This window comes from Chromatiales bacterium (genome assembly GCA_014323925.1).
In the GTDB taxonomy this organism is placed as follows: domain Bacteria; phylum Pseudomonadota; class Gammaproteobacteria; order Poriferisulfidales; family Oxydemutatoraceae; genus SP5GCR1.
Map to the genome: position 1 here is coordinate 18,877 of JACONC010000004.1, position 25,350 is coordinate 44,226.

Consider the following 25,350-nt stretch of genomic DNA (forward strand, 5'->3'; position numbering starts at 1 on the left):
GATTATAAAACCCTTTGGACACTCAACTAGGTAATTCGGAACTCATTGTTTTGGAGCCTGCCAACCTTTCACGAATCGCAAGCCTTTGCGGTCCTCTGAACGAGCACATCGAGCAACTAGAGCAGCACTTCGGAGTGTATATCAGCCACCGTGGTAATAAATTTTCGATTCGCGGTGAAGCGCGTTCTAGACAGGTAGCTGCCTATTTATTAAAAAAACTCTACGAGAAAGCCGACAAAGAATTAACCGTAAACGATATTCATATGAGTCTGCAACAAAGCGCTATAGCAGATGCCAAGCGTGGCATGGACGAAGAACAGATGGAGATTAAAACCAAACAAAAGAAAATCAAAGCACAAGGAAAAAACCAACGCTTGTATATGAAAAATATGCATTGCTACGATTTGAATTTAGTCTTCGGCCCAGCTGGCACTGGTAAAACCTACTTGGCTGTGGCTAAAGCGATTGAGATATTGGAATGTGGTGGAGTAGATAGATTAATACTGGTGAGGCCGGCGGTTGAAGCAGGAGAGAACCTAGGATTCCTGCCCGGTGATCTAACGCAAAAAATAGATCCTTACTTAAAGCCAGTCTACGATGCTCTGCACGAATTTATAGGCATTGATAGAGTCAGTCGTTTTATTGACAATGGTACGATAGAGATTGCACCACTCGCCTACATGCGTGGCCGCTCATTGGCTAATTCCTTTATCATTTTAGATGAGGCGCAGAACACGACGATTGAACAGATGAAAATGTTTTTAACGCGTATTAGCTTTGGTTCTAAAAGTATAATCGCCGGCGATATAACACAGGTAGATCTACCTAAATCACAGATTTCTGGTTTTGTGCATGCATTGCCGTTACTCAAAAATATACCGGGTATAGCGATCAATAGATTGGAAGCCGAAGATATAATCCGCCATCCATTGGTGCGCAAGATCATCGACGCATACGATGAGCAAGGGAGGCATCAATGAAACCTCAAGTGCATATACAATTTGCATCTCGTGCTTGCAAGCCGGACAATATTCCAGATTTAGAGAGTTTTTATCAATGGGCAGCAACAGTATTAGACAAATCTAGCGAAGTCGGGGTGCGCATCGTAGATAACTCAGAAAGCCGACAGCTTAATCAATATTTTCGGCAGCTAGATCGAGCGACCAATGTACTATCCTTTCCATTTACCACTGAGACCCCTGACCAACCGAATTATCTGGGAGATATAGTGATGGCTGCCCCAACCATCGTGCTAGAAGCGCAACAGCAGGATAAACCAGTGCTCTCTCATTGGGCACATTTATTTATACACGCACTGTTGCATTTGCAGGGCTACAGTCATAAAACTGAAGCGAGTGCTAGTGTAATGGAAGCGCAGGAAAGTAAAACCATGATAGCTTTGGGGTTCCCTGACCCGTGGTTATCTGAACGATATGCAATTGAAAATAGATAATCGCATGCGTTGGTCAAAGCCATATATTTCATTGCTTAAGAGTCTGCTGTTCAAGAAGTCTACAGATTTGCCAACCGCACTAGAACTTATAAAGCAGGCTGATGACAATCAGTTACTGAATGCCTATACACTACCTATGATCAAAGGCATCTTTAATGTTAGTAAGATGCATGTGCGAGAGGTCATGGTGCCGCGCTCGAAGATGATCTATATATCGTATAAATCTAAGTTGGAGGATATTGTTGATACAGTGATTAGTAGCGGACATTCCCGTTTTCCAATTATTGAGGATGATCTGGATGATATTAGAGGTATCTTGCTGGCCAAGGATTTATTGTCGGTATTGAAAGACCAACAAGACGATTTACACTTAGACGATTATATTAGACAACCAGCGCTTATACCGGACAGCAAACGCCTGAATATATTATTGACCGAATTTCGTAAGAATCGGAACCATATGGCTGTAGTAGTAGATGAATATGGTGGGGTGTGTGGCTTAGTCACTATTGAGGATGTACTGGAACAAATCGTCGGTGATATCAGCGACGAGCACGACATTCAGCACGAACACTATATTTATAATCACGGCGATCGCAATTATACAGTGCAAGCATCCACGCCGATAGATTATTTCAATCGCTATTTTACGGTGAAAATTCGTAGCAAAGAAATAACCATAGGTGGCACAGTGACCGAGCGTCTAGGACATATACCTGGTCAAGACGAGAGCATAGAGATAGAAGGCCTACTGCTTAGAGTAAGCAAAACAAATACGCGTCGCGTTGAGATGTTAGAGGTTAAAAAGATCAGTTAATTTTGCTCATACATACGATGTGATTTCTTCTTTAATCGCCAATCATCATTTTAGCTATATGCTTAATCTAGTTGCCGGTGGGGCAATGATTTTGGCTTTTGCCCCGTGGTCTTGGTATGCGATTGCCGTTTTGGCACTAGCCTGCGTATTGCATAACTGGCTGCAACACAATCCTAGAGTAGCATTTAAGTGCGGAGCGGCATTCGGCTTTAGTTATATGCTCGGAAGTAGCTACTGGATTTATTACAGCCTCCACGATTACGGTCAAGCGCCAGTATTTCTTGCAGTATTGGCAACGATAATATTTGCAGCTATTCTATCGTTATTTACCGCCTTGCTGGCAGCAGGGCTTGCTTGGCTTCGCCGCTATTATTCTAAAGGGTGGTTATATCTAATAATTTTTCCGGCAACATGGGTGTTGATGGAATGGAGCAAGATTACACTAGCGGTTGGATTTCCATGGAATTTATTGGGACAAGCCATTGTTGATACACCGTGGCGCGGCATTTTGCCAATTTTGGGAGTGCTAGGCGGTAGTGCCGTTATTGCGCTATGTGCGGCCAGCATCGTTTATTTTTTACAGCTACCAGCAACTACTAGAATACTATTCGGTGGTAGCGTTGGATTGCTTTTATCAGCCTCGACAGCATTGCAGCTGATAGAATGGACGAGTGCGACTCAGTATGCGTTAAAAGCATCAGTGATACAGGCTAATATTCCTCAACAACTGAAGTTTGACAAGCCTTATTTTGATAAGTTAATGAACCGTTATGTGGATATGAGCAGAGCGCATATAGACGACGATTTGATTGTCTGGCCAGAGACCGCTATCCCGCTCTATGCTGATATGCTAGACAGACAATTGGTCTCTTTACGAGAGCAGTTAAAAGACAAAGCTGTATTGTTGACCGGCATTTTCTACCGAGATAAAGTGCAGGGCAAGCGTTATAATAGCTTGATGAATGTCAACGACAATCATTTCTATCACAAACAACGATTAGTACCTTTTGGGGAGTATATCCCGATGCGGTCGGTATTTGAGATATTTTCAAAGTGGATTATAATTCCTATGTCAGATTTACATTCGATGGATATGCGTCCCAATTTGACGATAGGTGACCATAACGCAGGTGTCTCTATCTGCTACGAAGTTGCTTTTGGCAGTGATGTAGCTGATAGTTTACCCGCCGCTAATTTTCTTGTTAATGTTAGCAACGACTCGTGGTTTGGTGATTCTTTGGCACCGTATCAGATGCTACAAATGGCACGGGTACGCTCTGCCGAAAGCGAGCGGTACATGGTACGAGCAACCAATACTGGTATATCTGCGATCATCGATTATCGTGGACGCATTGTTGCACGCAGTGGATTATTTGAAATGGACTCTATTAGTCACAATATCGCTATTAGAGAAGAGAGCACACCCTATATGCAATGGCGCGACACACCAATAATGCTATGGGTTATCGTATCGTTGCTCGTAGCATGGTTCGCCGCACTGCCGGCAACTAAAAAAACTAAGGAACTATCAGAATGAAAACAGAATGCATTCCTGTCATACTAAGTGGAGGGGCGGGTACTCGCCTGTGGCCTTTATCTCGCCGATATTACCCCAAACAGTTTATTCCACTATTCAACGGTAAGGATCTATTCACCCAAACTTTAGAGCGAATAATGCCTTTGCAGCCGAAACATATCGTCGTGGTTTGCAACGAAGCACATCGTTTCATGGTGATGGATCGCTTGCGCTCTATGAAATTAGAGAACTGTACGATAATTGCCGAACCCGAATCGCGTAATACTGCACCGGCTATTGCGTTGGCGAGCTTTTGGATACAAAGACAATTTCAAAATACAGCTATGCTGATACTACCTTCGGATCATTATATGGAAGGCAATAAATTCGCTGGCTGTATTGACGACACATTAATCCGTGCTACGGAAAATTATTTTATAGCTTTCGGCATTAAAGCTATACGATCAGAGACCGGCTACGGCTATATAAAAATCAAACAGAGCGAGATATCGACAGACGAGCAGGAACTACAAACCAATGTGCGGCTTAAAGCAGTTGATAAATTTGTTGAGAAACCAGCTCAAGAAACTGCCGAAGAATATATTAAAACAGGGCTACACTATTGGAATAGCGGCATTTTTGTTTTTACTCCAAAACATTATTTAGCGGCACTAAGAGAGCATCAATCGCAGATCTACGATGCGTGCGAGAGGGCAGCAGCCGAGAGCGAGACCGGGATAATCGAAGGATATAATATTATCAACCCTGCAGCTCAATATTTTAAGCAAAGTCCAGATATATCTATAGATTATGCAATAATGGAGTGCGTTAAAAATATTTGTCTATGTCCTATAGACATTCATTGGTCTGACTTAGGTTCATGGCAGGCATTATCGGAGACTCAAAATAGCGATGCCAATGGCAATCGATTGAGCGGTGAAGGTAACATAGTCGTTCAAGATTGCAAAGATAATATAGTTTATGCAGATAATAAACTCGTCGTCTGCCTAGGAATTGATAACCATCTCGTCGCCGAAACCAAAGATGCGCTACTCATAGCCGATCGCTCGCGTGGCCAAGAAGTCAAACAAATAGTCGATACACTCAGAATGGAAGGCTATAGTGAAAGCGATTTACACACCAAAGTATATCGCCCATGGGGGTCTTATGAATCGATAGATATAGGAGAAAACTTCCAAGTCAAGCGGATTATTGTAAATCCAGGACAACAGCTATCACTGCAAAGCCATAAAAAGAGGGCTGAGCACTGGGTGGTTGTAAAAGGTTGTGCCGTAGTAACTCTGAACGCACAAATACTCAATTTACAAGTCAATCAATCGGTCTATATCCCTATAGGAGCAAAACATAGATTAGAGAATCAGGCAACCGAACCTCTGCATTTGATAGAAGTGCAGTGTGGTGAATACTTAGGCGAAGATGATATTGAGCGTTATGAAGATAACTACGGACGCGTCAATGAATGACATAGAAGACTACGATGCGCATAAATTAGAAGTAGAAGTCCAAAAATTCTGGGACGAAAATCACTACTTCAATGTTAAAGCAGATCCTCAACGAGAAAAATTCTATTGCTTAGCGATGTTCCCTTATCCGAGTGGTAGCTTGCACATGGGACATATTAGAAATTACACCATCGCCGATACAATTAGCCGCTATCAACGCATGCTTGGTAAAAATGTCTTGCAGCCTATGGGTTGGGATGCGTTTGGCTTACCCGCTGAAAATGCTGCCAGAAAAAACAAGACTTCGCCGGCTGATTGGACGCATAACAATATCATCCACATGCGAGCGCAGTTAAAGCGACTCGGTTTGGCGTATGACTGGAATAGGGAGTTGGCAACTTGTGACCCAAGTTATTACCGCTGGGAACAGTGGTTGTTTGGTAAGTTATTAGAAAAAGGCATCGCTTATCGTAAAGAAGGGTGGGTCAATTGGGATCCGATAGATCAAACAGTATTGGCAAACGAACAAGTCGTAGATGGCAAAGGATGGCGATCAGGTGCACCCATAGAGCGTAAAAAAATCTCTCAGTGGTATTTGAAAATTAGCGATTATGCTGAACAACTACTCACTGGTTTAGATGCGCTTGGTGATTGGCCTGAGCAAGTTAAGCAAATGCAGCGCAACTGGATCGGCCGTTCTCGTGGTATCAATATCCAATTCGATCTAGCTGATTATCGGGGTAGCTTAGATGTTTTCACCACTCGCCCGGACACTTTGATGGGAGTCAGTTATCTGGCAATCGCAGCAGAACATCCGATGGCATTGCAAGCAGCAAAACGCTCACCGATGCTCGCTGAATTGATAGAAAAATGCCATCGTAGACCGACTACTGAATCAACTGCTATGACTTATGACAAGATAGGAATAGATACTGGTTTGCGAGCAATACACCCGATTAGCGGAGAATCTTTGCCGGTCTGGTGTGCCAATTTTGTTTTGATTGAATACGGTAGCGGAGCTATTATGTCAGTGCCAGCACACGACCAGCGTGACTGGGAGTTTGCAAAAACTTATCAGTTACCTATACGCCAGGTCATTAAGCCGAGTAATGGTGATAGTGTTTGCTTAGCAGAGAAAGCTTTTACCGAACATGGTATTTTATGCAATTCTGGAAAGTACGACGGTATGCGTTACCAGCAGGCTTTTGATGCAATATTATTAGACTTAAAAGCAATAGGCAAAGGACGAGAAACGATACAATACCGGCTTAAGGATTGGGGAGTATCGCGACAAAGATATTGGGGAGTACCCATACCAGTTGTATACGAAAAGAACGAGTATCGTGCAGTCAACGACGATGATTTGCCAGTCATATTACCGTCGGCAACTGTAAGAGACAGTGCGTCATTAACTGAGACCGAAGGGTTTTTCAAAAATGACACGGCTTCAAACACGCAGCAATCTAACATAGATATATCACCATTATCGCAAAGAGCAGATTTTTATAGAGTGACCGACACCTGCCAGCGCGAGGTGGATACTTTTGATACTTTTGTTGAATCTAGCTGGTACTATGCACGGTTTACTTGTCCGCATAATGACACTGCGATGTTGGATGAAGAAACAGCTTACTGGATGCCAGTAGATCAATATGTGGGTGGCATAGAACATGCCATATTGCATTTGCTATACGCACGCTTTTTCTATCGTTTGATGCGAGACTTAGGGTTACTGGATAAGCTGCCTGATAATTTTAAGAATGAACCATTTAAGCGTTTATTGACACAAGGTATGGTATTAAAAGGGGGGATGAAAATGTCTAAATCAAAAGGCAATACCGTAGACCCGAATGATCTGATTGATAAATACGGCGCCGACACCGTACGTTTATTTATTATGTTCGCAGCACCACCTACAAAATCTTTGGAGTGGTCAGACTCTGGTGTTGAGGGTGCGCATAGATTTCTGAAACGTCTGTGGCGACAGATTAATGTCCATATACGAGCGCAACCTACTGAAAACATTGTGCCGAGAAATACCGAATTTTACAGCATGCAACATCTTATCCATAAGACCATTGCTAAAGTCAGCGATGATTACGACAGACGCCAATCTTTTAATACTGCGATTGCTGCAAATATGGAACTCAGCAATGCTCTGGATAAGTTTGATAGTCAATCTGCCGATGCATATCAATTAAAGCGAGAAGGCTACGAAGCGATCGTTAAAATGCTGTCGCCGATTGCGCCGCATATTATGCATCATTTATGGCAACATTTAGGGCACGACACACCTTTGATAGATTGTCCGTGGCCGCACTATCAGACCGAATTTTTACAAGCCGATAGGTGTGATGTCATCGTGCAAATCAACGGTAAGTTAAGAGCTAGATTGAATGTTGTGCGAGGTACTGATGAAGCAAGCATAAAGGAATTGGCCTTATCTGATAATAAAATTCGTAAATACATGAACGGCGTGACACCCAGCAAAGTTATCTATGTCAAAGATAAAATCATCAATTTTGTATGTCAGTGATATCAACCGTAGTTGGTGTTTTGCAACGATAGTATTACTATCTATTGTTACAACCATCGCTGGATGCGGTTATCGCCTAAGCGGCATTAGCGATGACGAACAATTGTTTTCTCCTTTGATGAAGACTATATCCATTGAAGGTATACCCAGATACGATGCATTTAACATACAGCTCAAGAATGATGCATCTTTATACCGTATCAGCGTGACGACCGCGGAATCTGCAACCACCAGAATCATCGTCAAAAACAAAGATATAAAGCAATATGCGATCATCATCGGCGATGATGCTAAGGTACGGGAATATTTATTAACTGCTAAGCTAGATTTTTCGGTCATTGTAGACGGCAATGAATATGCGGCGCAATCGATACAATCTGAGGCGACTTATACCTATTATCCGCAGCATGTGTCTATTAGCTTAAATGAAAAGAAACGGGCCTTAGCTTTTCTTAATAAAGATCTGAGTACAAAATTAATTAACCAACTGCGCTCATTGACTAACCGTATTTAGATTTTAGCATCATAGCTTTATAGAAGAACTTTTTAAGAAATTGTAAGTTGCCGATACACACGGTGGGCTCACTAAATACTGTTGCACTTGCTTATTTTTTAGTTGCTCAGGTATTTGATCCAGTGCCAATTTGTTTTCAGCTAGAGCTTCTTGTTTCCATTTAACGGCTGCAGACTGCCTTACTAGATAAGCAGTGGATGAAAGACAAGGATGCGCAGGGCGCGCGATGTTAAAATTATCGTCTGCATATATATGAGAATTCTTTTCGGTTGCTACACCCAGCTTAATAGCAGTGTATACATTTAATAGATTATAACTTGTCTCCATTTCTACTATCTTCGGCGAGCGATGATAAGATTGCCTAGTCGCTTTCATAGTCAAAAATCTAATAGTCTCTACGATGAGTAGAAAAATGGTTTTTATGGTGAGCTTTCGATACTGAAGTTGGTAGGTGTCTAGTATTCTTAGTATCTTTTTTGAATGATTCAATTGCAGCTGATCATCAAACCCATAGAATGCAATAGCGCGCTGCATGTTATTTTTATTTACTCTAGTGCAGCTTCTGATCAAACATCGCAATAGAACTAGCACAAACGAGTAAAAATTACCGCGCAAGTCCCAGCGGAAGTTACAGCAGAAAACATACATATCTAAAATTTCACGTATATATCGAACAGAGGGTTGATGCGCCAGCTGGAGGATATCCCACGATAGTTCGGAGGCGACTTTCAGTACGATAGGAAAAGTCGGCAGCAAAATAGCATCATCTTCTAATACGCACACTTCGGAATGGTTGTTCTTAATCATCAAATTATAAATTTTTATATGGCTCAATGTGACAGCTAATTGGCCTTTGGTCCTGCCGATTTTAGAATCAGCTCTGGCATAGTTACTTTCCAGTATCGTCTGATCAATCTCTAATGACTTGGCGAGCTGAGAACGATACGCCTTAGAATCTAAATGATGTTTATCAATCGCTTCAACAAATTGATATTGCAGCCCGAAAGAATGTAGCTTCTGAAACTGCCTTCTGATATGTATCTGACGCTCAGGCGTACGGCTCAAGCTAATGACATAAATAGGAATTTGCTCTTTCATCAATTATTCGCATAATATATATTATGTTAAATCATAAATCAATAGGTAATTTAGCACACGCACACCTAGAAATTTATGTTAAATCATAAATCGATAGGTAATTTAGCACACGCACACCTAGAAATTTATGTTAAGTCATAAATTGGTCGGTAATTTGGCATACGCACACTTCTAGAAATTTATGTTAAATCATAAATTAGTCGGTAATTCGGTAATTGGCATACGCAACCTAGAAATACCGTAGCCGTCCGATTGAATACTCGCCCTAAAGTGCCGCAGCTGCTACCTTCTATAACTACATACACGCACTACTTAGTTTAGATAGGATCCTGTTCTACTGAGTTCTAGGTATTTGGCATTATACAACATGCTAGGTACTTAAAAACTCTATAGGCAAAAACTCTATAGGTAAAAACCCTATAAGCAAAAACCTTATAAGCATAGAGGTAGAAATTTTTCATGGCGTGTTTTAGCGTGCTTATATTCGAGAAAATTATGCATACTTGCCTATTGGTCTATAATTAGCTTATGATAATCACGATATCGTAATATCTAAATAGATAATGACACTAATTCTCAGCCTCAGTTCTATAACTTTATACTTAGTGGTAGCGTATTTGCTCTGGAGCAATGCGCGCACTCAGCGAGGTTCACCAGATAAGATCACGCTCACTCTCTGGTTCATTGCAATACTCGGACATGGGAGTATGCTGGCATCCGAGATGATTACTCCGCAAGGTATTAAATTGTCGTTATTTAATGAGATTTCTTTATCAGCCTTACTCGTTTCAGCGATTCTGCTGATCGTTTGTTTACGCCAAGCAATTTCTATTATAGGTGCCATAATCCTACCTTTAACGGCTTTATGCGTTTTGTTAACGCCTATAGAGACTTCTGACAGCCTAGTCAGTAGTGATATTGTACCCGGCATAAAGTTGCATATCGTATCGTCGCTGTTGGCCTACAGCTTGTTTCTGGTTGCAAGTATTCAAGCATTGGCAATATATCGTCAAATTAAATACTTAAAGCTAAAATATAAATCTAAATATAATTTGATATCGACATTACCGACACTGGATGCAATGGAGACTTTTCTATTTGCACTATTAAAAATCGGAGTCGTATTATTAACGATAGGATTGATTAGCGGCTGGATTTATCACCACGACTTATTTGCTCAGCATCTAGTACACAAGACTGTGCTATCGTTTATGGCTTGGATCGTATTCGGTATCGTTATCATTGGTAAACAACTGTATGGATGGCGCACTAATACTGCGGTGAGTTTAGTACTCACCGCTACTGGACTGTTGGCATTAGGTTACCTAGGTAGCCAATTCGTTTTAGAAGTGGTACTAGACAGAATTTAAAACAATTTAAGATAAAGGTTTAAGCATCTTGGAAGACATCCCTATCTACATATTGCTTCTAATAATTTTTGTACTATTATTTTTATCAGCATTTTTTTCTGGTTCAGAGACTGCTCTCATGGCAGCCAACCGTTATCGGTTGATGCATCGTGCCAAAGAAGGCTCTAAAGATGCGCGCAAGGTATTGAAGCTACTCGAAAAGCCTGATCAGCTTATTGCATTGATTTTACTGGGAAATAATTTAGTCAATATTATAATAGCGCAGCTCGCAGCTTATATCGGCTATCTCGTCTACGGCGAAATAGGTATTGCTATTGCAGCATTTGTACTCACCTTTGTACTATTGATATTCGCTGAGATGACACCTAAAACGATCGCCGTATTACACCCAGATAGACTCGCAGCCATCGCTGGACGCATATATACGATCTTGCGCATAGTGCTTTACCCTTTTATTAGGTTCAGTAATCTAATTACCAATAACCTACTAAAATTACTCGGTATCAAGCAAAATATTAGTGCTGTGGAAGCACTCAGCCGTGAAGAACTACGCACCGCAGTGGTGACTGCAGGTAAACATATTCCGAGTGAATATCGCAATATGTTACTAGGTATACTAGATTTAGAGAAAAGAACGGTTATTGATATCATGGTGCCGCGTTCGGAGATCTATGCGATAAACATAGCTGACCCGATTGAACAAATAGAGAAAAATATATATAGCGCAATCTACACACGCATACCACTGTGCGACGGGACGATAGACAACATTATCGGCATTTTGCATACCCGTAACTTCTTATCGATAAATCACCAAGACATCACTGCCGATACACTAAAGAAAATGGCACGAGCCCCCTACTTTATCACTGAGCATACTTCGCTAAATGAAACTTTGATTGCTTTCAAAAAAAAGCGCCGGCGGGTTGCGCTAGTCACAAACGAATTTGGCGAAGTCCAAGGTCTGGCGACTATGGAAGATTTGTTAGAGGAAATTATCGGCGAGTTTACCAATGATCCTAAGACCTACGATACCATGATTGCGCAACGAGCAGATGGCAGTGTAATCGTCGACGGTGGTTGCTATGTGAGAGAATTGAATAAAACAATGGGTTGGAGCCTCAACGAGAGTGGTCCTAAAACTATCAACGGTTTGGTCTTGGAGTATTTAGAACTCATACCCGAATCAGCAACCTGTGTGTTGATAGACAAACACCCTTTTGAAGTGATTAAAACTCACAAAAACGCAGTGAAGATAGTAAAGATATTACCATCCATAGAAAAAGTATAATGAACAAAACAATCAAACGCTGCTACGATTTTCTAATATTCAAGCGGCCGGCCATAATATTGCTCGTACTATCTATCGTATTCATATCGCTTGCCAGTCAGCTAGGTGGCTTTAAGGTGGATGCATCGGCCGATTCTCTGGTGTTGGAGAACGACGAGGATCTCAAATACTATCGTTCTTTGATTGCTCGTTACGGTACCAGTAACTTCCTTGCAATTACTTATAAACCGTTAGCGCCTCGGCGATTATTTGATAAACAAACACTTGTCGAGATGCGCCGTCTAGCAGACGATATTACTGATATTCCAGGCATAAAAACGGTCTTATCGTTATTAGATGTACCCTTATTGCAAAGCCCAACACTCCGGCTCAGCGAACTGTCCGAACAGTATAGAACCGTAGAAAGCGAAGGTGTCGATTTAGAACTCGCAAAGCAAGAATTTAAAAATAGCCCGCTGTATAAAAACTTACTATTGAGCGCCGACGGTAGCACTGCTATGTTGCTTGCCTATCTGGAGGAGGATACGCGCTACAAAGCATTATTATCAGAGCGAGAACGACTGCGAGCACTGAAATATAGCGGTGACGATTATTCTCCTCAAGCGCTTGCTGCTGCCGAGCACGCGTTTAAGGAGTATCAGCCTACCTATACCGAAAGAGAAATTAATACAACGATGCAAGTTCGCCAAGCGATAGCGCGTTATCAGGAAGATAATCGGCTATTTCTAGGTGGCTTGCCGATGATAGTCACAGATATGATAGCTATGATAAAAAACGATATGCTCGTTTTCGGTAGTGCAATAATTTTATTTTTGATTATCCTACTGGGTATTATTTTTCGCAATATACGATCAATTGTCGTTGCGATGATGTGTGCACTAGTGTCGGCGATTGCAACCATGGGATTGTTAGCTTTAATAGATCAGCGAGTTAGTGTAATTTCAGCTAATTTTGCTTCACTCCTGATGATTATTACAATGTCTATGGTCATGCACTTGCTGGTGCGACTACGTGAATTACAAATCCAACAGCCGACTGCCGACATGCGAGAACTCGCCAAACAAACCGTGCATTTTATGTATACACCGTGCTTATACGCAGCATTGACCACTATTGTCGCCTTTATTTCATTGCTGGTCAGCGGTATACGTCCAGTTATAGACTTCGGTTATATTATGACTATCGGTATTGTTGTGTTATTCATTGTCGTGTTCACCCTATTCCCGAGTTTCGTATGTTTGACAAAGAAAAATGACATACATACCGAAAAAGACTTTACTTATAAAATAACCAATGCTTTTTCAAATTTAAGTCGTAAGCATTATCTGCCGATTATTGGGGTATCGGTACTGATAGCAATAGGGAGTGCTACAGGTATGAACCGTTTGGAAGTTGAAAATCGTTTTATAGATTATTTCGGCACGGATACTGAGATTTATAAAGGAATGTTGGAAATAGATCGCAAACTAGGCGGTACCACACCGTTTGATGTAGTGCTTAAAGCACCTAAGCGTGCGCATAATGCACCACCGTTAACGCAATCACCGGAAGATGATTTATTCTCCGATTACCTAGCTGACGAACAGAGCTTGCAGAACTATTGGATGAGTCCAGCAAAAATACAGGAAATCAAAAAAATACACAATTATTTTGATAATAAACCTGAAGTTGGAAAAGTGTTGTCGTTGGCAACTCTAGCGGAACTTGCTGAGATATTGAACGATGGTAAAGAACTCAACGATTTTGAGATTGCTTTTCTAGGTAGGCTACTGCCGAGTGACATTAAAAAAGTGCTGTATGAGCCTTACATCTCTGAAGATGGTAACGAGATTCGTATCAGTATGCGTGTCATTGACTCTGACAAAAACCTAAAGCGTAAGACATTGATTGAACAATCTAGGCAACAACTACTCAGTTGGGGGTACGACGAGGATCAATTTAGGCTTTCTGGCATGTTGGTGTTATATAACAATATGCTACAAAGCTTGTATCAGTCTCAAATTCTCACTCTGGGAATGGTAATAGCGGTAATATTTCTAATGTTTGTCATCTTATTTAAGTCGCTACCTCTTGCTACCATTGCAATTATTCCAAATGCTCTCTCGGCATCGTTCGTCTTGGGTTTGATGGGATGGTATGGGATACCACTGGACTTGATGACTATTATGCTTGCTGCAATTAGCATAGGTATATCGGTGGACAACACGATACACTATATTGTTCGATTCAAAAGAGAGTACCAGAAAGATCGCGATTACCAAGCAGTAATCAAACGTTGCCATAACAGCATCGGTCGCGCAATGTACTATACTTCAGTCACCATTATTGCCGGATTTTCTATTTTATCCTTATCCAATTTTAATCCGACGATTTATTTCGGTTTGCTTACCGGACTGGCTATGCTGGTCGCGTTATTGGGTGCGCTTATTTTATTGCCGTCACTACTATTAGCTTTCAAACCAATGAAAGAGTAAATGATTGTATGAAAAAAAAATTGCACAGAACTTATGCTCGCCTATCACCTACATTTTCCGTGCAGGCACAAGATCAATACAACCAGGACCGTGTCGTAAGTATTGCCGGCGAATCACCACTCACCCTAATCGTAGATGGCCATGAGGTGGTCACTTTAATGACCCTAGGCACCTACCCTGAAGAATTAGCGATAGGTTATTTGCGTAATCAACGGCTCGTTGAGCATATCGATCATATTGCATCGGTCGAAGTAGACTGGCAGCGAGAAGCAGTGATGGTTAAACTAAAAGATGCTTATACCATCAAGGATTGGCAGGAAAAACTTAAAAAACGGATCATTACCAGCGGCTGTGGGCAAGGTACTGTTTTCAGCTGCACATTGGATAAACTATACGATCAAAGACTAGCTGATGTACAGCTTAAACAATCGACGATTTATGCCTTGTTAAAAGAAATTACTTTGTATAACGAAATATATAGGGCAGCCGGTGCAGTGCATGGCTGTGCATTATGCAAAGACACTGAAATTTTAGCTTTCGTTGAAGATGTGGGTAGACATAACGCTGCCGATGCCATCGCTGGGATGATGTGCTTGGAAGAGATAGATGGTACAGATAAGATATTCTATACCACCGGCAGATTGACCTCTGAAATCGTTATGAAAACCGCACACATGAGTATTCCTATTTTGTTGTCTAGATCTGGTATTACACAAATGGGCTTGCAGCTTGCCAAAGACTTAAATGTAATGATGATAGCCAGAGCCAAAGGCAAAGCATTCTTGGTTTATCATAAGCACGAGCAGATAAACTACGACGCCTCCCCTACTCCGCCACCAGCAGGTCGGAGAACTTAAGCTAAATCGTTGGCCAGTGAGGCAGTGGTGTCAGCACCAATGTCGACTGCTGCAGTATAATTGGGATGTGCGACACAAAAATTAATGCCTGCACCCTCTTTAACAGCTGCAATCATTGCATCGCTCAACTCAAAGCGTAAAAAGTGAACTGCCGAAGTTTTATCAGCGGTTTCACGAGTCAAATCTTCATTAGCGATGGGATAGACTTTCTCCAAATCGTTTATTTGTAGATAAAGCTGGCGTTCTACGCCAATTAGTTTTTGTAGCCATACTGCTCGCTCCTTAGGATCTTTATACTCTATCATCATCGTTGCTTTCCAGTTGCTGCCGTCAGGGATTAGCGGATTATATGTGTCGAGCTCTTCGGCTATGCCATCCTCAGTGTATATCTTTTCTGCTCGTAACATCTCCTGTATTTGATAGAGTATGGTTTGACGGTCTTCAAAATATAGGCTGATATGTTTTCCCAAGTGTACAACGCGAGCTTTTTTATGCTGCATAATTTGTGAACGCATAGCAGAGCGTTTTTTATCGTACGCTTCAAGGGTATATAAATCAGAATGCTGTAGTTTTTTCATAGTTTGTTGTCTGTCCTCTATAGGTTGTATGCTTCTCGTAGTAAGCTGAAGGGGTGCTTTACGGTAATATCTTTAGCACAGTTTCCGGCAATATGGTGTCCGGCTAAAACGCAGTCACTGACTAAATAATCGGCATCCATCTTTTCTGCTTTCTTGGATATAGGTGTAGCAATTTTTATCGCTGCATTGCAGGTCTCCGAACGCACACCATAGACACCGTCATGCCCTGAGCAGCGCTCAATGACTTCTAATTGTGCTATAGGCATTAATTCGAGTAATTCTTTAGTTTTGGCTCCAATATTTTGTACGCGCTGATGGCAAGCTGCGTGATAGAGGACTTTGCCTAAGTTATTTTTGAAATCTGTATTGAGCGATTTTTGTCGATGTTTCATCATCAGGTATTCACAAGGATCAAAAACATGCGTTTGTATTTTTTTGATGGCTTCATCTTGCGGAAACATCAATGCCAGTTCTTTTCTAAACATCAAATTGCACGATGGCATGGGTGTGATTAAATCATAGCCGGCTTCGACATAAGGAAGTAAAAGCGGTATATTCTTTTGCTTTAGTTTGGTAACTTTCTCTAAATCGCCTATTTCCAACTTCGGCATGCCGCAACATACAGTGTCTTTAACTAGCGTGCATTCAATCTCGTTATGCTCGCAGATAGCTATCATATCAGCGATTAAATCAGGGTCGTTATAATTACCGTAGCAAGTAATGAATAACGCAACTTTATCGCTGGTCGATGATTTCTGCTCTTGTTTTGAATGGTTAAAACGTTTGCTTGCAGTACGGCTATGATAACGAGGCAAGCGAACATTCGCATCTACCGCTAGCACCGCCTCAAAGGACTTGCGCATCATTTTGCTAGATAGGCTCGCGTTGACAACCTGGTTCACTACCGGGATGGATGCCAACTTACCTATTGCATCGGTTGAACTGATTAGGCGATCCCGTCTTGGTGTCTGTCCTTTTTTGAGCTTAACAGCTTTCGCCCGTAACATTAGATGCGGGAAGTCTACCTCCCATTCGTGCGGCGGTACATAGGGACACTTGCTCATAAAGCACATATCACATATATAGCAATGATCTACGACCTTCGTATAATCTTTCTTGTCTACGCCGTCGACCTCCATCGTCGACGACTCGTCTATTAAATCAAATAAAGTCGGAAAAGCTCTGCATAGATTCACGCATCGGCGGCAACCATGGCATATATCAAAGACCCTCTCCATCTCTTTATTGAGCAGATCTTCGTCGTAATAACTACTTTCTGCCCACTGAACAGGATGACGAGTAGGTGCATCAAGCCCACCTTCAATACCATTAGCTACCTTTTTATTTGTCATTTTTGCTAGCTTGATTGTAAAAGTTGATAACCGAGCGATGACTCTCGGTTATCACTATGGGTTGATTAGCTATTTAGGGTATCTAAAGCTTTTTGAAAGCGATTTGCATGAGAGCGCTCAGCCTTGGCTAGGGTTTCAAACCAGTCTGCTATCTCGTCAAATCCCTCTTCTCGTGCTGTTTTAGCCATACCTGGATACATATCAGTATATTCGTGGGTTTCACCAGCAATAGCTGCTTTTAGATTAGCGCTAGTGTCGCCTATAGGTTCGCCGGTTGCCGGGTCACCACAAACCTCTAAATATTCCAGATGACCGTGTGCGTGACCAGTTTCTCCTTCAGCAGTCGAACGAAATACCGTAGATACATCGTTATAACCTTCAACATCTGCTTTAGCCGCAAAATACAAATAGCGTCTATTTGCTTGTGATTCACCAGAAAAAGCGGCTTTTAGATTTTCCTCTGTTTGGCTACCTTTTAAGTCCATGTTTCTATCCTCTCTATTAAGTTAGTTTAATACTGTAAGTAATATGCATATAATATAGCCCATTATTAGTATTGCAATGCGATTACAAATTAATTATTTATATCAATTTAAGCTATTTTATATGAAAAAGAACGACACACGCAGTAATCAGTTAAACTTTGAGGGTAGCCTCTCAAAACTTGAGGATATTATTCAGCAAATGGAAGACGGTGGACAACCCTTAGAAAAAATGATGATACAATTTGAAGAGGGTATGCAGCTTGTTGAACAATGCAGAAAGGCACTAGATAATGCAGAGTTGCGCGTAACTACGCTGATGAAAGATCAAGCTAAAGAAAAACTAAAAAGTATTGACGAAAACGATAACGCCAAAAACTAATTGCTCTGCAGAACAGTTTTTAGAACAATGCGCAGCCCGTGTTGTTCGTGAACTGGAACAAAGCATTGCCGCACACCATGATAAACCACTCACTGAGGTAATACGCTATGCCAGTTTTGATGGTGGTAAACGAGTGCGGCCAGGATTGATTTATGCAACTGCATCTGCTTTAGATATTGATTATGAGAAAGTTGATGCCATTGCCTGCGCAGTCGAACTAATACACTGCTATTCACTTGTGCACGATGATTTACCGGCTATGGACGATGATGCAATTCGTCGTGGTAAGCCGTCTTGCCATAAGGCTTTTGGCGAGGCCGAAGCAATACTAGGTGGTAATGCTATGCAGGTACTGGCCTTCGAGTATTTGGCAGCTACCAAGCAGCTTTCTGATATCCATAAACTCCGCGCGATATATCTACTAGCATCGGCTAGCGGATTAGCAGGCATGGCAAGTGGACAGATAATGGATACTCGAGATATGGATGGTAAAATAGATTTGGATTACTTGGAAAAAACCCATAGATTGAAAACTGGTAGTTTAATGGCGAGTTGCATCACCATACCTCTAGCGTGTAAAGATGATTGCTCGGCTTCGGTGCACCGTGCATTGACAGCATATGCCGAGGATATAGGCTTATGCTTTCAGATACAAGACGATATTTTAGATGTACTTGAACCCTGCGCAACTCCCACTGGTCGGCAAAACGAATTAAATTACATATCGGTTGTAGGTATTGAGAGGACCAGAGAACTACTGACAATGTATTGCGAACGATGCCTGCAACATTTAGAAAAACTCAGAGAAAAAGCAAAAGCATTGCGCGCCATCACTCATTATATAGCAACCAGAAGTAGCTGAATGCCTGTAGCTAAAACACCTTTACTCGACCAAATTTCATCCCCTGCTGATTTAAGAGCAATGCCGGTTTCGCAATTGCAACCGCTGTGCGGAGAATTAAGAACATTTTTAATAGATACCGTTACCGCTTACGGTGGCCACTTCGCTGCTGGCTTAGGCGTTATAGAACTGACCGTAGCATTACACTATACCTTTAATACACCCGATGATTTATTAGTTTGGGATGTAGGGCATCAATGCTATCCACATAAAATATTGTGCGGGCGTCGTAAACAAATCTCTCAAATCAGGACTCGTTCTGGTCCGGCGCCTTTTCCTAAACGCTCAGAAAGTCGCTACGATGCTTTTGGTGTTGGACATTCAAGCACTTCGATTAGTGCTGCCGTAGGCATGGCTATAGCGCAAAAGCTACTCAACAAGAAAAATAAAATAGTTGCGATTATCGGCGACGGTGGTATGACCGCCGGCATGGCTTACGAAGCGATGAATCATATTGGTTCAATAGGTTCGGATGTGCTGATTATTCTCAACGATAATGAGATGTCGATATCTGATAATGTCGGTGCCATTAGTAATTACTTAACAAAAATAATATCCAGTCCGCTTTATACGAATATAAAGCAAAGCGGTAAAAAATTACTCAAACCAATGCCGTCGGTACAAAAATTGGCTAAAAATACTAAAGAACATCTTAAAGGTATGATAGTGCCGGGCACTTTCTTTGAGGAGTTAGAAATTAGCTATTACGGTCCTGTTGACGGGCACAATGTTATACAGCTGGTAAAAACTCTGAAGAATATTAAGAAAAATAATGTTCCTCGCCTTCTGCATATCGTTACTCGCAAAGGCAAAGGTTATCAGCGTGCAGAACAAAAACCTACAAAATACCATGCAGTATCGCCTTTTAACCCAAGTGTCGGCTTACAAAAGAAGAGCCAATCGTCTGCGGTTAGCTATACTGATATATTCAGCCACTGGATTTGCGATATGGCAGCACAAGACACGCGACTGGTGGCGATTACACCGGCGATGCGCGAAGGTTCAGGTTTGGTAGAATTTCAAAAGCGCTTCCCCGACCGTTACTTTGATGTAGGTATTGCTGAACAGCACGCTCTCACGCTAGCTGCAGGCTTGGCTTGTGAAAACATGAAACCGGTGGTAGCAATTTATTCAACCTTTTTACAACGCGCTTACGATCAATTCATACACGATATTGCGATACAGAACTTAGCGGTGATGCTGGCTATAGATCGCGCCGGTGTAGTCGGTCCTGACGGACAGACACACGCCGGAAGTTTTGATTTGAGTTTTCTACGCTGTATCCCTAATGTCTTAATCATGACGCCTATCAACGAGCAGATGACTCGTGCTATGCTAACCACCGCCTATCAATACAACGGGCCGTCGGCGGTTCGCTATCCGCGCGGCAGTGGTCCTGGTGTTTTACCAGATAATAGCCTAGTACCCCTACCAATAGCGAAAGCGGAAGTTATTAAACGCGGTAAAGAGATTGCAATACTTGGTTTCGGTAGTCCGACAAATGCCGCTGTTGAAGTCGCTGATAAGTTGAATGCAACTGTCATTGATATGCGCTTTGTTAAGCCTCTAGACCAAGATCTACTGCTAGAAATAGCAAACTCACATACCTATATAGTTACTCTAGAAGACAATGCTCGTCTCGGCGGTGGTGGCAGTGCGGTACTAGAATGTCTTGCTCAAAATAATATTTCCAGGCGCGTGTTGACCTTAGGATTACCTGATTATTTTCAAGAACACGGTACGCGTACGGAACTGCTGGCAGAAGCAGCATTAGACGCTACCGGCATAGAGCAAGCGATAGAATCGTTTATCGCAAAGGCTTAGGTTAACTGCCGGAACTGTTTTCTTTGAATAAGGATTTCAAATAGGCTTTGAATTCCTGTCCGATTTCTTTGTTTTTCATTGCTAATGCTACATTGGCTTTCAGATAGCCTAATTTATTGCCGCAGTCGTAACGTGTTCCTTTGCAAACAACTGCATACAAAGGCTGGTGTTTCAGTTGTAAAGACATAGCGTCAGTCAACTGTATTTCTTGGTCTTTTCCTGAAGGTGTTTTTTTTAGATAATTGAAAATACTGGGTTTTAATATGTAACGACCTATTGCAGCTAAATTTTTCTCTCTATTTGTAGTCTTAGGCTTTTCAATAAAGCGGTTAACTTTCCAAACATCGTCTTCAACTTGTTCACCTTCTATAATTCCGTAGTTGCTGACTTGATCGCGAGCGACTTCCTCTACCATAATTAGATTACTTTCATATTTAGCATAATATTCGGTTAACTGCTTCATAGAATTATTATCACTATTAACAACTAAATCATCGGCTAGTATCACTGCAAACGGTTCCATTCCAATCGACGACATTGCGCATAGTATCGCTGACCCTAAGCCATTAGGCTGTTTTTGACGTATATTGATGCAGCTGATATTAGGTGGAATAATATCATGGACTTTTTCCAATAATTTATGTTTTCCTTTATTTAATAGTATTTGTTCAAGTTCTGGCACACTATCAAAATGATCCTCTATCGCGCGCTTATTTCTGCCATTTATAAAAATAAGACTGGTAATACCTGCTTTTACTGCATCCTCTGTCGCATACTGAATAAGTGGTTTATCTACTACGGTGAGCATTTCTTTTGGGTTTATCTTCGTAGCTGGTATAAAGCGAGTACCTAAGCCCGCTACCGGAAACACTGCTTTGCGTATTTTTCTTGCCATTGAAATTTTTGCGCTTGTTTAGTTAAAGAGGGGCAATATAATATCACAACTTATTTGCATTTTGCTCTAGGCTGTGTTATAAATAATAGTTTATATTGTCTATAGCCAGGCAATAAACTTAGATCTAAGATAAATAAATTTTTATGAGGAGCAAAAAAATGAAAAAACATGTAATTACAGCACTTGCTGCTGCTGCGGTCACTTTAGCCGGTTGTGGCATGCCACAAAATCAGATGATGATGATGGAAGAAATGAAATCTCAGTTAAACGAGATTCAATTTCAAGTCAATACTAATGCAGCGGCAGCAGACCGTGCTAAAGACATGGCCGAAGAAGCAATGATCAAAGCATCGACAGGAAAATCTATGCAAATGGAGATGATGCATAATAAAAAGATGATGAAGTAATTTCGTTGCTTTTTATCTAATGGAAAGGGGCTTTTTAGTCCCTTTTTCATTAGTATAATTAAAAGATATAATCTCTCTTCTCGCGTTGTGTTTTCAGTCGCTCTTGTCTATGCATGACCAATGGATATGAACCTAGGTTCACAGGTACTGGAAAACCGCGCGACTCTTTAGCAACACGGATAAATTTCTCCCAATCAACCGGTATTTCCTTATCTGCTAACAGACGGCTCAATTCTATAATAGCTGCACCCAAGTAACTGCCTAGTACCTGTGGATCATCTCCTTCGTGTGCTTCTAAGTAGGCTACACCCTCCTCAACTGCAACCTTAAACGGTAGATATTGAATGGTCACTGGCGTCTGACGCGGTGTCATATTAAACAATATCTCGATATCAGCAGGCCGCAAACGTATGCAACCGTGCGTTACTTTCATACCCACTCCTTCGGGGCGATTTGTTCCGTGTATGAAGTAGCCTGGTAAATTCAATTGCAATGCGTATTTCCCCAACGGGTTATCTGCGCCGGGTGGCACTGATCGTGGAAGAATTTCGCCAGCTAGCGCATGTTCTTCGCGCACGCTCTCGGGTGGATACCAAGTCGGTTCTACTATTTTATCTATAACTTCAGCATTTGCCTTCGGGGTGAGCCAATCACCACGCCCTATACTGATCGGATAGGTATAAACTGAGGTTTGAGTACTACCCTCAGGGTAGTAATATATTCTCATCTCGGCCAGATTTATGTAAATGCCACGATAGTCGGAACTTGGTAAGATAAATTGTCCGGGCAAAATAATCTCGCTGCCTTCTTTAGGCACCCAGGCATCTATATCGGGGTTGGCTATGATCATTTCATCGTAGCCGAGCGAGTATTGCTGACCGAGTGAAACAAAGGTATCGTCGGCTTGTGCTGTGACAATGCGCAACGAACCTACTATAATATGGTCTTGATTATAACTAAAATTCGCTGCCCAAACGCTGCCGACAAAACTACTAAGCAGCAAGATAATTTTTAATGGATAAACCATAATGAACATTATAAAAGAAATTGCCAGTGAATTTCCACATAATTATGTAGTACATCTAAATCATGCTGGTATAGGACCGTGGCCAATGCGCACCGTGCGGGCGATATACGATTTTGCCAAAGAAAATGCATGCTACGGTGCGATGCGGTCACCAAACTGGTCTAAACGGGCTAGCGAATTGCGTGGCGTGATTGCTGAACTGATAAACGCTGAAAATAAAGACGAAATTGCTTTACTCAAAAACACCTCAGAAGCCCTATCAACCATCGCTTATGGTATTGACTGGGTTAATACTGATAATATCGTTGTAGGTATGCAGGAGTTCCCGTCTAACAGAATAGTTTGGGAGTCTCTACACCATACTAAATCGGTAGAAATACGGGTTATAGACTTATATGCAGTTGATACACCTGAGCGCGCATTAATTGAAGCGACTGACAAGCATACCAAATTAATTGCAGTAAGTTCTATACAGTATGCCACCGGCTATCGTATGGATTTAGATACTCTAGGGCAATATTGTCATAATCATAATATCTTGTTTTGTGTAGATGCGATACAAAGCCTAGGGGCAGCGCCGCTCGATGTGCAGAGCAGCTGCATAGATTTTTTGGCCGCCGATGCCCATAAATGGTTACTGGCACCTGAAGGTATTGCTCTATTCTACTGCCGGAACTCGCATATATCTAAACTAAAATTAAATCAATATGGATGGCAAAGTTTAGAAGATTGTAATAATTACGATGCTCTTTATAACGAAGCTGATAAAATGAAATGGCAACTTAAAGCTGATGCCGGGCGGTTTGAATGTGGTAGTTTGAATCATTTAGGGATTTATGCGCTCCATGCCAGCTTGAGCTTATTGAATGAGGTTGGCATGCAAGAGGTATATAAGCGGGTTAGTCAAAATGCGACTTATATAGCCAATAATTTAGATAAAAACCGCTTTGCATTGTTGACGCCCAACAACGAAAATCAACGCGGCGGAATAATCAGCTGTATAGCATTAAACAGCGATAATAAGGATTTATTCGACTATATGATAGCGCAAAATATATTTTGCGCTTATCGTGGCGGCGGCATACGCTTGTCTCCGCATTTCTACAATACTATAAAAGATTTAGATAGTGCACTTGAGTTGCTACACAAATACAGCTAATTGTTATAGTATGCTTTACGCCACTCTAGCAAGCTACCTTCTAATAGCAAACGAGGATTTATATTTTGTTCGGCAAGCCGACAACGTTCTATCTGCCGCGGATGCAACCAATACAGTAAGTTTGATAAATTACTTCGGCTCACCGAAACTTCATTATCATTTGCTAACACTCCTTTAGCTTGTTGCATTATAGTGCGCTGCAAGTATTCCAATAGCCATTGTTGAATCTCCATACTGGATTTTTCATGCCAATGCTCAACGAACTCATGGGTCGGCAGACGCTTTGCTAACCATCGCTCTAATTCCTGATAAAACAAGGATTTATTTTCATTATCTATAATATTATTTAATACTCCTAAAGGACTATTATTAGAAATTGTTAATTTGTGTTGTGCTGCTTCCTCAGTAATAGACATCTGCTCGGCAAGCCAAGTCACTGCCTCGCTACCGGGTTCTTTCAAGTAAATGTGATGGCAGCGGCTGCGTATAGTCGGTGTTAGATTAGAAGGTTGCCTACAGGTCATCAAAACAACAGTCTCCGGTGGTGGTTCTTCCAGCGTTTTAAGTAAGCTATTTGCTGCCGCATAATTTAAGCTATCGGCTTCTTTTAATAATACTATCTTGTAGTATGGGTACTGTCGGCCAATGTGTAGAAAGTCTATCGCGCTGCGTACTTGTTGCACTTTAATTTGTTGCTGCTCGGCTTCAATTACCAAGCAATCAGGATGATTACCTGATAAGAATATGCGACAGCTATCACAATTCAAGCATGGTTTATCAATATTATCTTGCGCACACAATAAGCTACAACATAATCTGAGTGCAAAATCATTAACCCCACAACCGATACGACCATGTAATAATATTGCGTGCGGCACAGTTTTCAGGCGTAAATAATGTTGCCAATTTTGCCATGCTTCGCGCTGCCATGGGTAAAGGTTTTTTTCAATCATA

General features: G+C 41.5%; 23 protein-coding genes. 16 read left to right on the top strand and 7 right to left on the bottom strand.

Annotated features, from left to right (window positions below; translation table 11 throughout):
• Positions 1-14 precede the first annotated feature (14 nt).
• The 7 genes from GDA45_02695 to GDA45_02725 are packed head-to-tail and all read left to right on the top strand — an operon-like array spanning position 15 to position 8,299.
• Complete coding sequence (locus tag GDA45_02695) at positions 15-980, top strand: PhoH family protein (protein ID MBC6413831.1); 966 nt, start codon at positions 15-17, stop codon at positions 978-980.
• On the top strand, positions 977-1,453 hold the full coding sequence (gene ybeY, locus GDA45_02700) for an rRNA maturation RNase YbeY (protein MBC6413832.1): 477 nt from the start codon (positions 977-979) through the stop codon (positions 1,451-1,453). The genes GDA45_02695 and ybeY overlap by 4 nt, the downstream gene beginning before the upstream one ends.
• Positions 1,434-2,270, top strand: a complete 837-nt coding sequence (locus GDA45_02705) for a CBS domain-containing protein (protein MBC6413833.1) — start codon at positions 1,434-1,436, stop codon at positions 2,268-2,270. The genes ybeY and GDA45_02705 overlap by 20 nt, the downstream gene beginning before the upstream one ends.
• Positions 2,271-2,289: 19 nt before the next feature.
• Entirely contained in the window at positions 2,290-3,807 is a 1,518-nt protein-coding gene (lnt, locus tag GDA45_02710) for an apolipoprotein N-acyltransferase (GenBank protein ID MBC6413834.1), read from the top strand.
• A complete protein-coding gene (locus tag GDA45_02715; GenBank protein MBC6413835.1) occupies positions 3,804-5,270 on the top strand; it encodes a mannose-1-phosphate guanylyltransferase/mannose-6-phosphate isomerase in 1,467 nt (488 codons plus the stop codon). The genes lnt and GDA45_02715 overlap by 4 nt, the downstream gene beginning before the upstream one ends.
• Complete coding sequence (locus GDA45_02720; protein MBC6413836.1) at positions 5,263-7,785, top strand: leucine--tRNA ligase; 2,523 nt, start codon at positions 5,263-5,265, stop codon at positions 7,783-7,785. The genes GDA45_02715 and GDA45_02720 overlap by 8 nt, the downstream gene beginning before the upstream one ends.
• Positions 7,748-8,299 carry a hypothetical protein gene (locus tag GDA45_02725; GenBank protein ID MBC6413837.1) on the top strand — a complete coding sequence of 184 codons (552 nt, stop codon included), beginning with the start codon at positions 7,748-7,750 and terminating at the stop codon, positions 8,297-8,299. Before GDA45_02720 ends, GDA45_02725 begins: the two co-directional genes overlap by 38 nt.
• Positions 8,300-8,308: 9 nt before the next feature.
• On the opposite strand, the gene GDA45_02730 is transcribed toward GDA45_02725, so the two are convergent.
• Complete coding sequence (locus tag GDA45_02730; GenBank protein MBC6413838.1) at positions 8,309-9,397, bottom strand: glycosyltransferase family 25 protein; 1,089 nt, start codon at positions 9,395-9,397, stop codon at positions 8,309-8,311.
• A 563-nt stretch (positions 9,398-9,960) separates the two neighbouring features.
• On the opposite strand from GDA45_02730, the gene ccsA reads away from it, so the two are divergent.
• Genes ccsA through GDA45_02750 form a run of 4 tightly spaced genes read left to right on the top strand, consistent with a single transcriptional unit; the run spans position 9,961 to position 15,389 of the window.
• Positions 9,961-10,767 (top strand): cytochrome c biogenesis protein CcsA, encoded by an 807-nt coding sequence (ccsA, locus tag GDA45_02735; GenBank protein MBC6413839.1) that lies wholly within the window; start codon positions 9,961-9,963, stop codon positions 10,765-10,767.
• A 28-nt stretch (positions 10,768-10,795) separates the two neighbouring features.
• On the top strand, positions 10,796-12,058 hold the full coding sequence (locus GDA45_02740; protein ID MBC6413840.1) for an HlyC/CorC family transporter: 1,263 nt from the start codon (positions 10,796-10,798) through the stop codon (positions 12,056-12,058).
• The gene (locus tag GDA45_02745) at positions 12,058-14,532 is read left to right on the top strand and encodes an MMPL family transporter (protein ID MBC6413841.1); all 2,475 of its coding nucleotides are present in this window, start codon (positions 12,058-12,060) and stop codon (positions 14,530-14,532) included. The genes GDA45_02740 and GDA45_02745 overlap by 1 nt, the downstream gene beginning before the upstream one ends.
• Before the next feature lie 8 nt (positions 14,533-14,540).
• Entirely contained in the window at positions 14,541-15,389 is an 849-nt protein-coding gene (locus GDA45_02750; protein MBC6413842.1) for a formate dehydrogenase accessory sulfurtransferase FdhD, read from the top strand.
• Here the strand turns inward: GDA45_02750 and GDA45_02755 are convergent.
• The 3 genes from GDA45_02755 to GDA45_02765 all read right to left on the bottom strand — a co-directional run bounded on the left by GDA45_02755 (position 15,386) and on the right by GDA45_02765 (position 17,804).
• Positions 15,386-15,967, bottom strand: coding sequence for a DUF3501 family protein (locus GDA45_02755; GenBank protein MBC6413843.1), 582 nt, complete (start codon positions 15,965-15,967; stop codon positions 15,386-15,388). The two genes, GDA45_02750 and GDA45_02755, sit on opposite strands and share 4 nt — an antisense overlap.
• A 17-nt stretch (positions 15,968-15,984) precedes the next feature.
• The gene (locus GDA45_02760) at positions 15,985-17,319 is read right to left on the bottom strand and encodes a Fe-S oxidoreductase (GenBank protein ID MBC6413844.1); all 1,335 of its coding nucleotides are present in this window, start codon (positions 17,317-17,319) and stop codon (positions 15,985-15,987) included.
• Between the two features lie 65 nt (positions 17,320-17,384).
• Entirely contained in the window at positions 17,385-17,804 is a 420-nt protein-coding gene (locus GDA45_02765; GenBank protein ID MBC6413845.1) for a rubrerythrin, read from the bottom strand.
• Positions 17,805-17,925: 121 nt separating this feature from the next.
• On the opposite strand from GDA45_02765, the gene xseB reads away from it, so the two are divergent.
• The 3 genes from xseB to dxs are packed head-to-tail and all read left to right on the top strand — an operon-like array spanning position 17,926 to position 20,908.
• Positions 17,926-18,183 (top strand): exodeoxyribonuclease VII small subunit, encoded by a 258-nt coding sequence (gene xseB / locus GDA45_02770; protein MBC6413846.1) that lies wholly within the window; start codon positions 17,926-17,928, stop codon positions 18,181-18,183.
• A complete protein-coding gene (locus tag GDA45_02775; protein ID MBC6413847.1) occupies positions 18,155-19,045 on the top strand; it encodes a polyprenyl synthetase family protein in 891 nt (296 codons plus the stop codon). The genes xseB and GDA45_02775 overlap by 29 nt, the downstream gene beginning before the upstream one ends.
• Positions 19,046-20,908: a 1-deoxy-D-xylulose-5-phosphate synthase gene (dxs, locus tag GDA45_02780; protein MBC6413848.1), complete on the top strand. Its 1,863-nt coding sequence runs from the start codon at positions 19,046-19,048 to the stop codon at positions 20,906-20,908.
• Between the two features lies 1 nt (position 20,909).
• On the opposite strand, the gene galU is transcribed toward dxs, so the two are convergent.
• Entirely contained in the window at positions 20,910-21,803 is an 894-nt protein-coding gene (gene galU / locus GDA45_02785; protein MBC6413849.1) for a UTP--glucose-1-phosphate uridylyltransferase GalU, read from the bottom strand.
• Between the two features lie 158 nt (positions 21,804-21,961).
• Here galU and GDA45_02790 point away from each other — a divergent pair, with 158 nt between their 5' ends.
• Positions 21,962-22,210 (top strand): hypothetical protein, encoded by a 249-nt coding sequence (locus tag GDA45_02790; GenBank protein ID MBC6413850.1) that lies wholly within the window; start codon positions 21,962-21,964, stop codon positions 22,208-22,210.
• 58 nt (positions 22,211-22,268) lie between these two features.
• Here the strand turns inward: GDA45_02790 and GDA45_02795 are convergent, their stop codons facing one another.
• Positions 22,269-23,237, bottom strand: coding sequence for a L,D-transpeptidase family protein (locus GDA45_02795; GenBank protein ID MBC6413851.1), 969 nt, complete (start codon positions 23,235-23,237; stop codon positions 22,269-22,271).
• A 1-nt stretch (position 23,238) separates the two neighbouring features.
• Here GDA45_02795 and GDA45_02800 point away from each other — a divergent pair, with 1 nt between their 5' ends.
• A complete protein-coding gene (locus tag GDA45_02800) occupies positions 23,239-24,396 on the top strand; it encodes an aminotransferase class V-fold PLP-dependent enzyme (protein MBC6413852.1) in 1,158 nt (385 codons plus the stop codon).
• Here the strand turns inward: GDA45_02800 and holB are convergent.
• On the bottom strand, positions 24,393-25,349 hold the full coding sequence (holB, locus tag GDA45_02805) for a DNA polymerase III subunit delta' (GenBank protein MBC6413853.1): 957 nt from the start codon (positions 25,347-25,349) through the stop codon (positions 24,393-24,395). The two genes, GDA45_02800 and holB, sit on opposite strands and share 4 nt — an antisense overlap.
• Position 25,350 lies beyond the last annotated feature (1 nt).

Coding starts and splice junctions, on each gene's coding strand:
- ybeY (MBC6413832.1), top strand. CDS start 977: ATGAAACCTCAAGTGCATATACAATTTGCATCTCGTGCTTGCAAGCCG.
- xseB (MBC6413846.1), top strand. CDS start 17,926: ATGAAAAAGAACGACACACGCAGTAATCAGTTAAACTTTGAGGGTAGC.
- GDA45_02745 (MBC6413841.1), top strand. CDS start 12,058: ATGAACAAAACAATCAAACGCTGCTACGATTTTCTAATATTCAAGCGG.
- galU (MBC6413849.1), bottom strand. CDS start 21,803: ATGGCAAGAAAAATACGCAAAGCAGTGTTTCCGGTAGCGGGCTTAGGT.
- GDA45_02765 (MBC6413845.1), bottom strand. CDS start 17,804: ATGGACTTAAAAGGTAGCCAAACAGAGGAAAATCTAAAAGCCGCTTTT.
- GDA45_02705 (MBC6413833.1), top strand. CDS start 1,434: ATGCAATTGAAAATAGATAATCGCATGCGTTGGTCAAAGCCATATATT.
- GDA45_02750 (MBC6413842.1), top strand. CDS start 14,541: ATGAAAAAAAAATTGCACAGAACTTATGCTCGCCTATCACCTACATTT.
- GDA45_02790 (MBC6413850.1), top strand. CDS start 21,962: ATGAAAAAACATGTAATTACAGCACTTGCTGCTGCTGCGGTCACTTTA.
- dxs (MBC6413848.1), top strand. CDS start 19,046: ATGCCTGTAGCTAAAACACCTTTACTCGACCAAATTTCATCCCCTGCT.
- GDA45_02755 (MBC6413843.1), bottom strand. CDS start 15,967: ATGAAAAAACTACAGCATTCTGATTTATATACCCTTGAAGCGTACGAT.
- holB (MBC6413853.1), bottom strand. CDS start 25,349: ATGATTGAAAAAAACCTTTACCCATGGCAGCGCGAAGCATGGCAAAAT.
- GDA45_02725 (MBC6413837.1), top strand. CDS start 7,748: ATGTCAAAGATAAAATCATCAATTTTGTATGTCAGTGATATCAACCGT.
- GDA45_02715 (MBC6413835.1), top strand. CDS start 3,804: ATGAAAACAGAATGCATTCCTGTCATACTAAGTGGAGGGGCGGGTACT.
- GDA45_02760 (MBC6413844.1), bottom strand. CDS start 17,319: ATGACAAATAAAAAGGTAGCTAATGGTATTGAAGGTGGGCTTGATGCA.
- GDA45_02795 (MBC6413851.1), bottom strand. CDS start 23,237: ATGGTTTATCCATTAAAAATTATCTTGCTGCTTAGTAGTTTTGTCGGC.
- ccsA (MBC6413839.1), top strand. CDS start 9,961: ATGACACTAATTCTCAGCCTCAGTTCTATAACTTTATACTTAGTGGTA.
- GDA45_02800 (MBC6413852.1), top strand. CDS start 23,239: ATGAACATTATAAAAGAAATTGCCAGTGAATTTCCACATAATTATGTA.
- GDA45_02720 (MBC6413836.1), top strand. CDS start 5,263: ATGAATGACATAGAAGACTACGATGCGCATAAATTAGAAGTAGAAGTC.
- GDA45_02730 (MBC6413838.1), bottom strand. CDS start 9,397: ATGAAAGAGCAAATTCCTATTTATGTCATTAGCTTGAGCCGTACGCCT.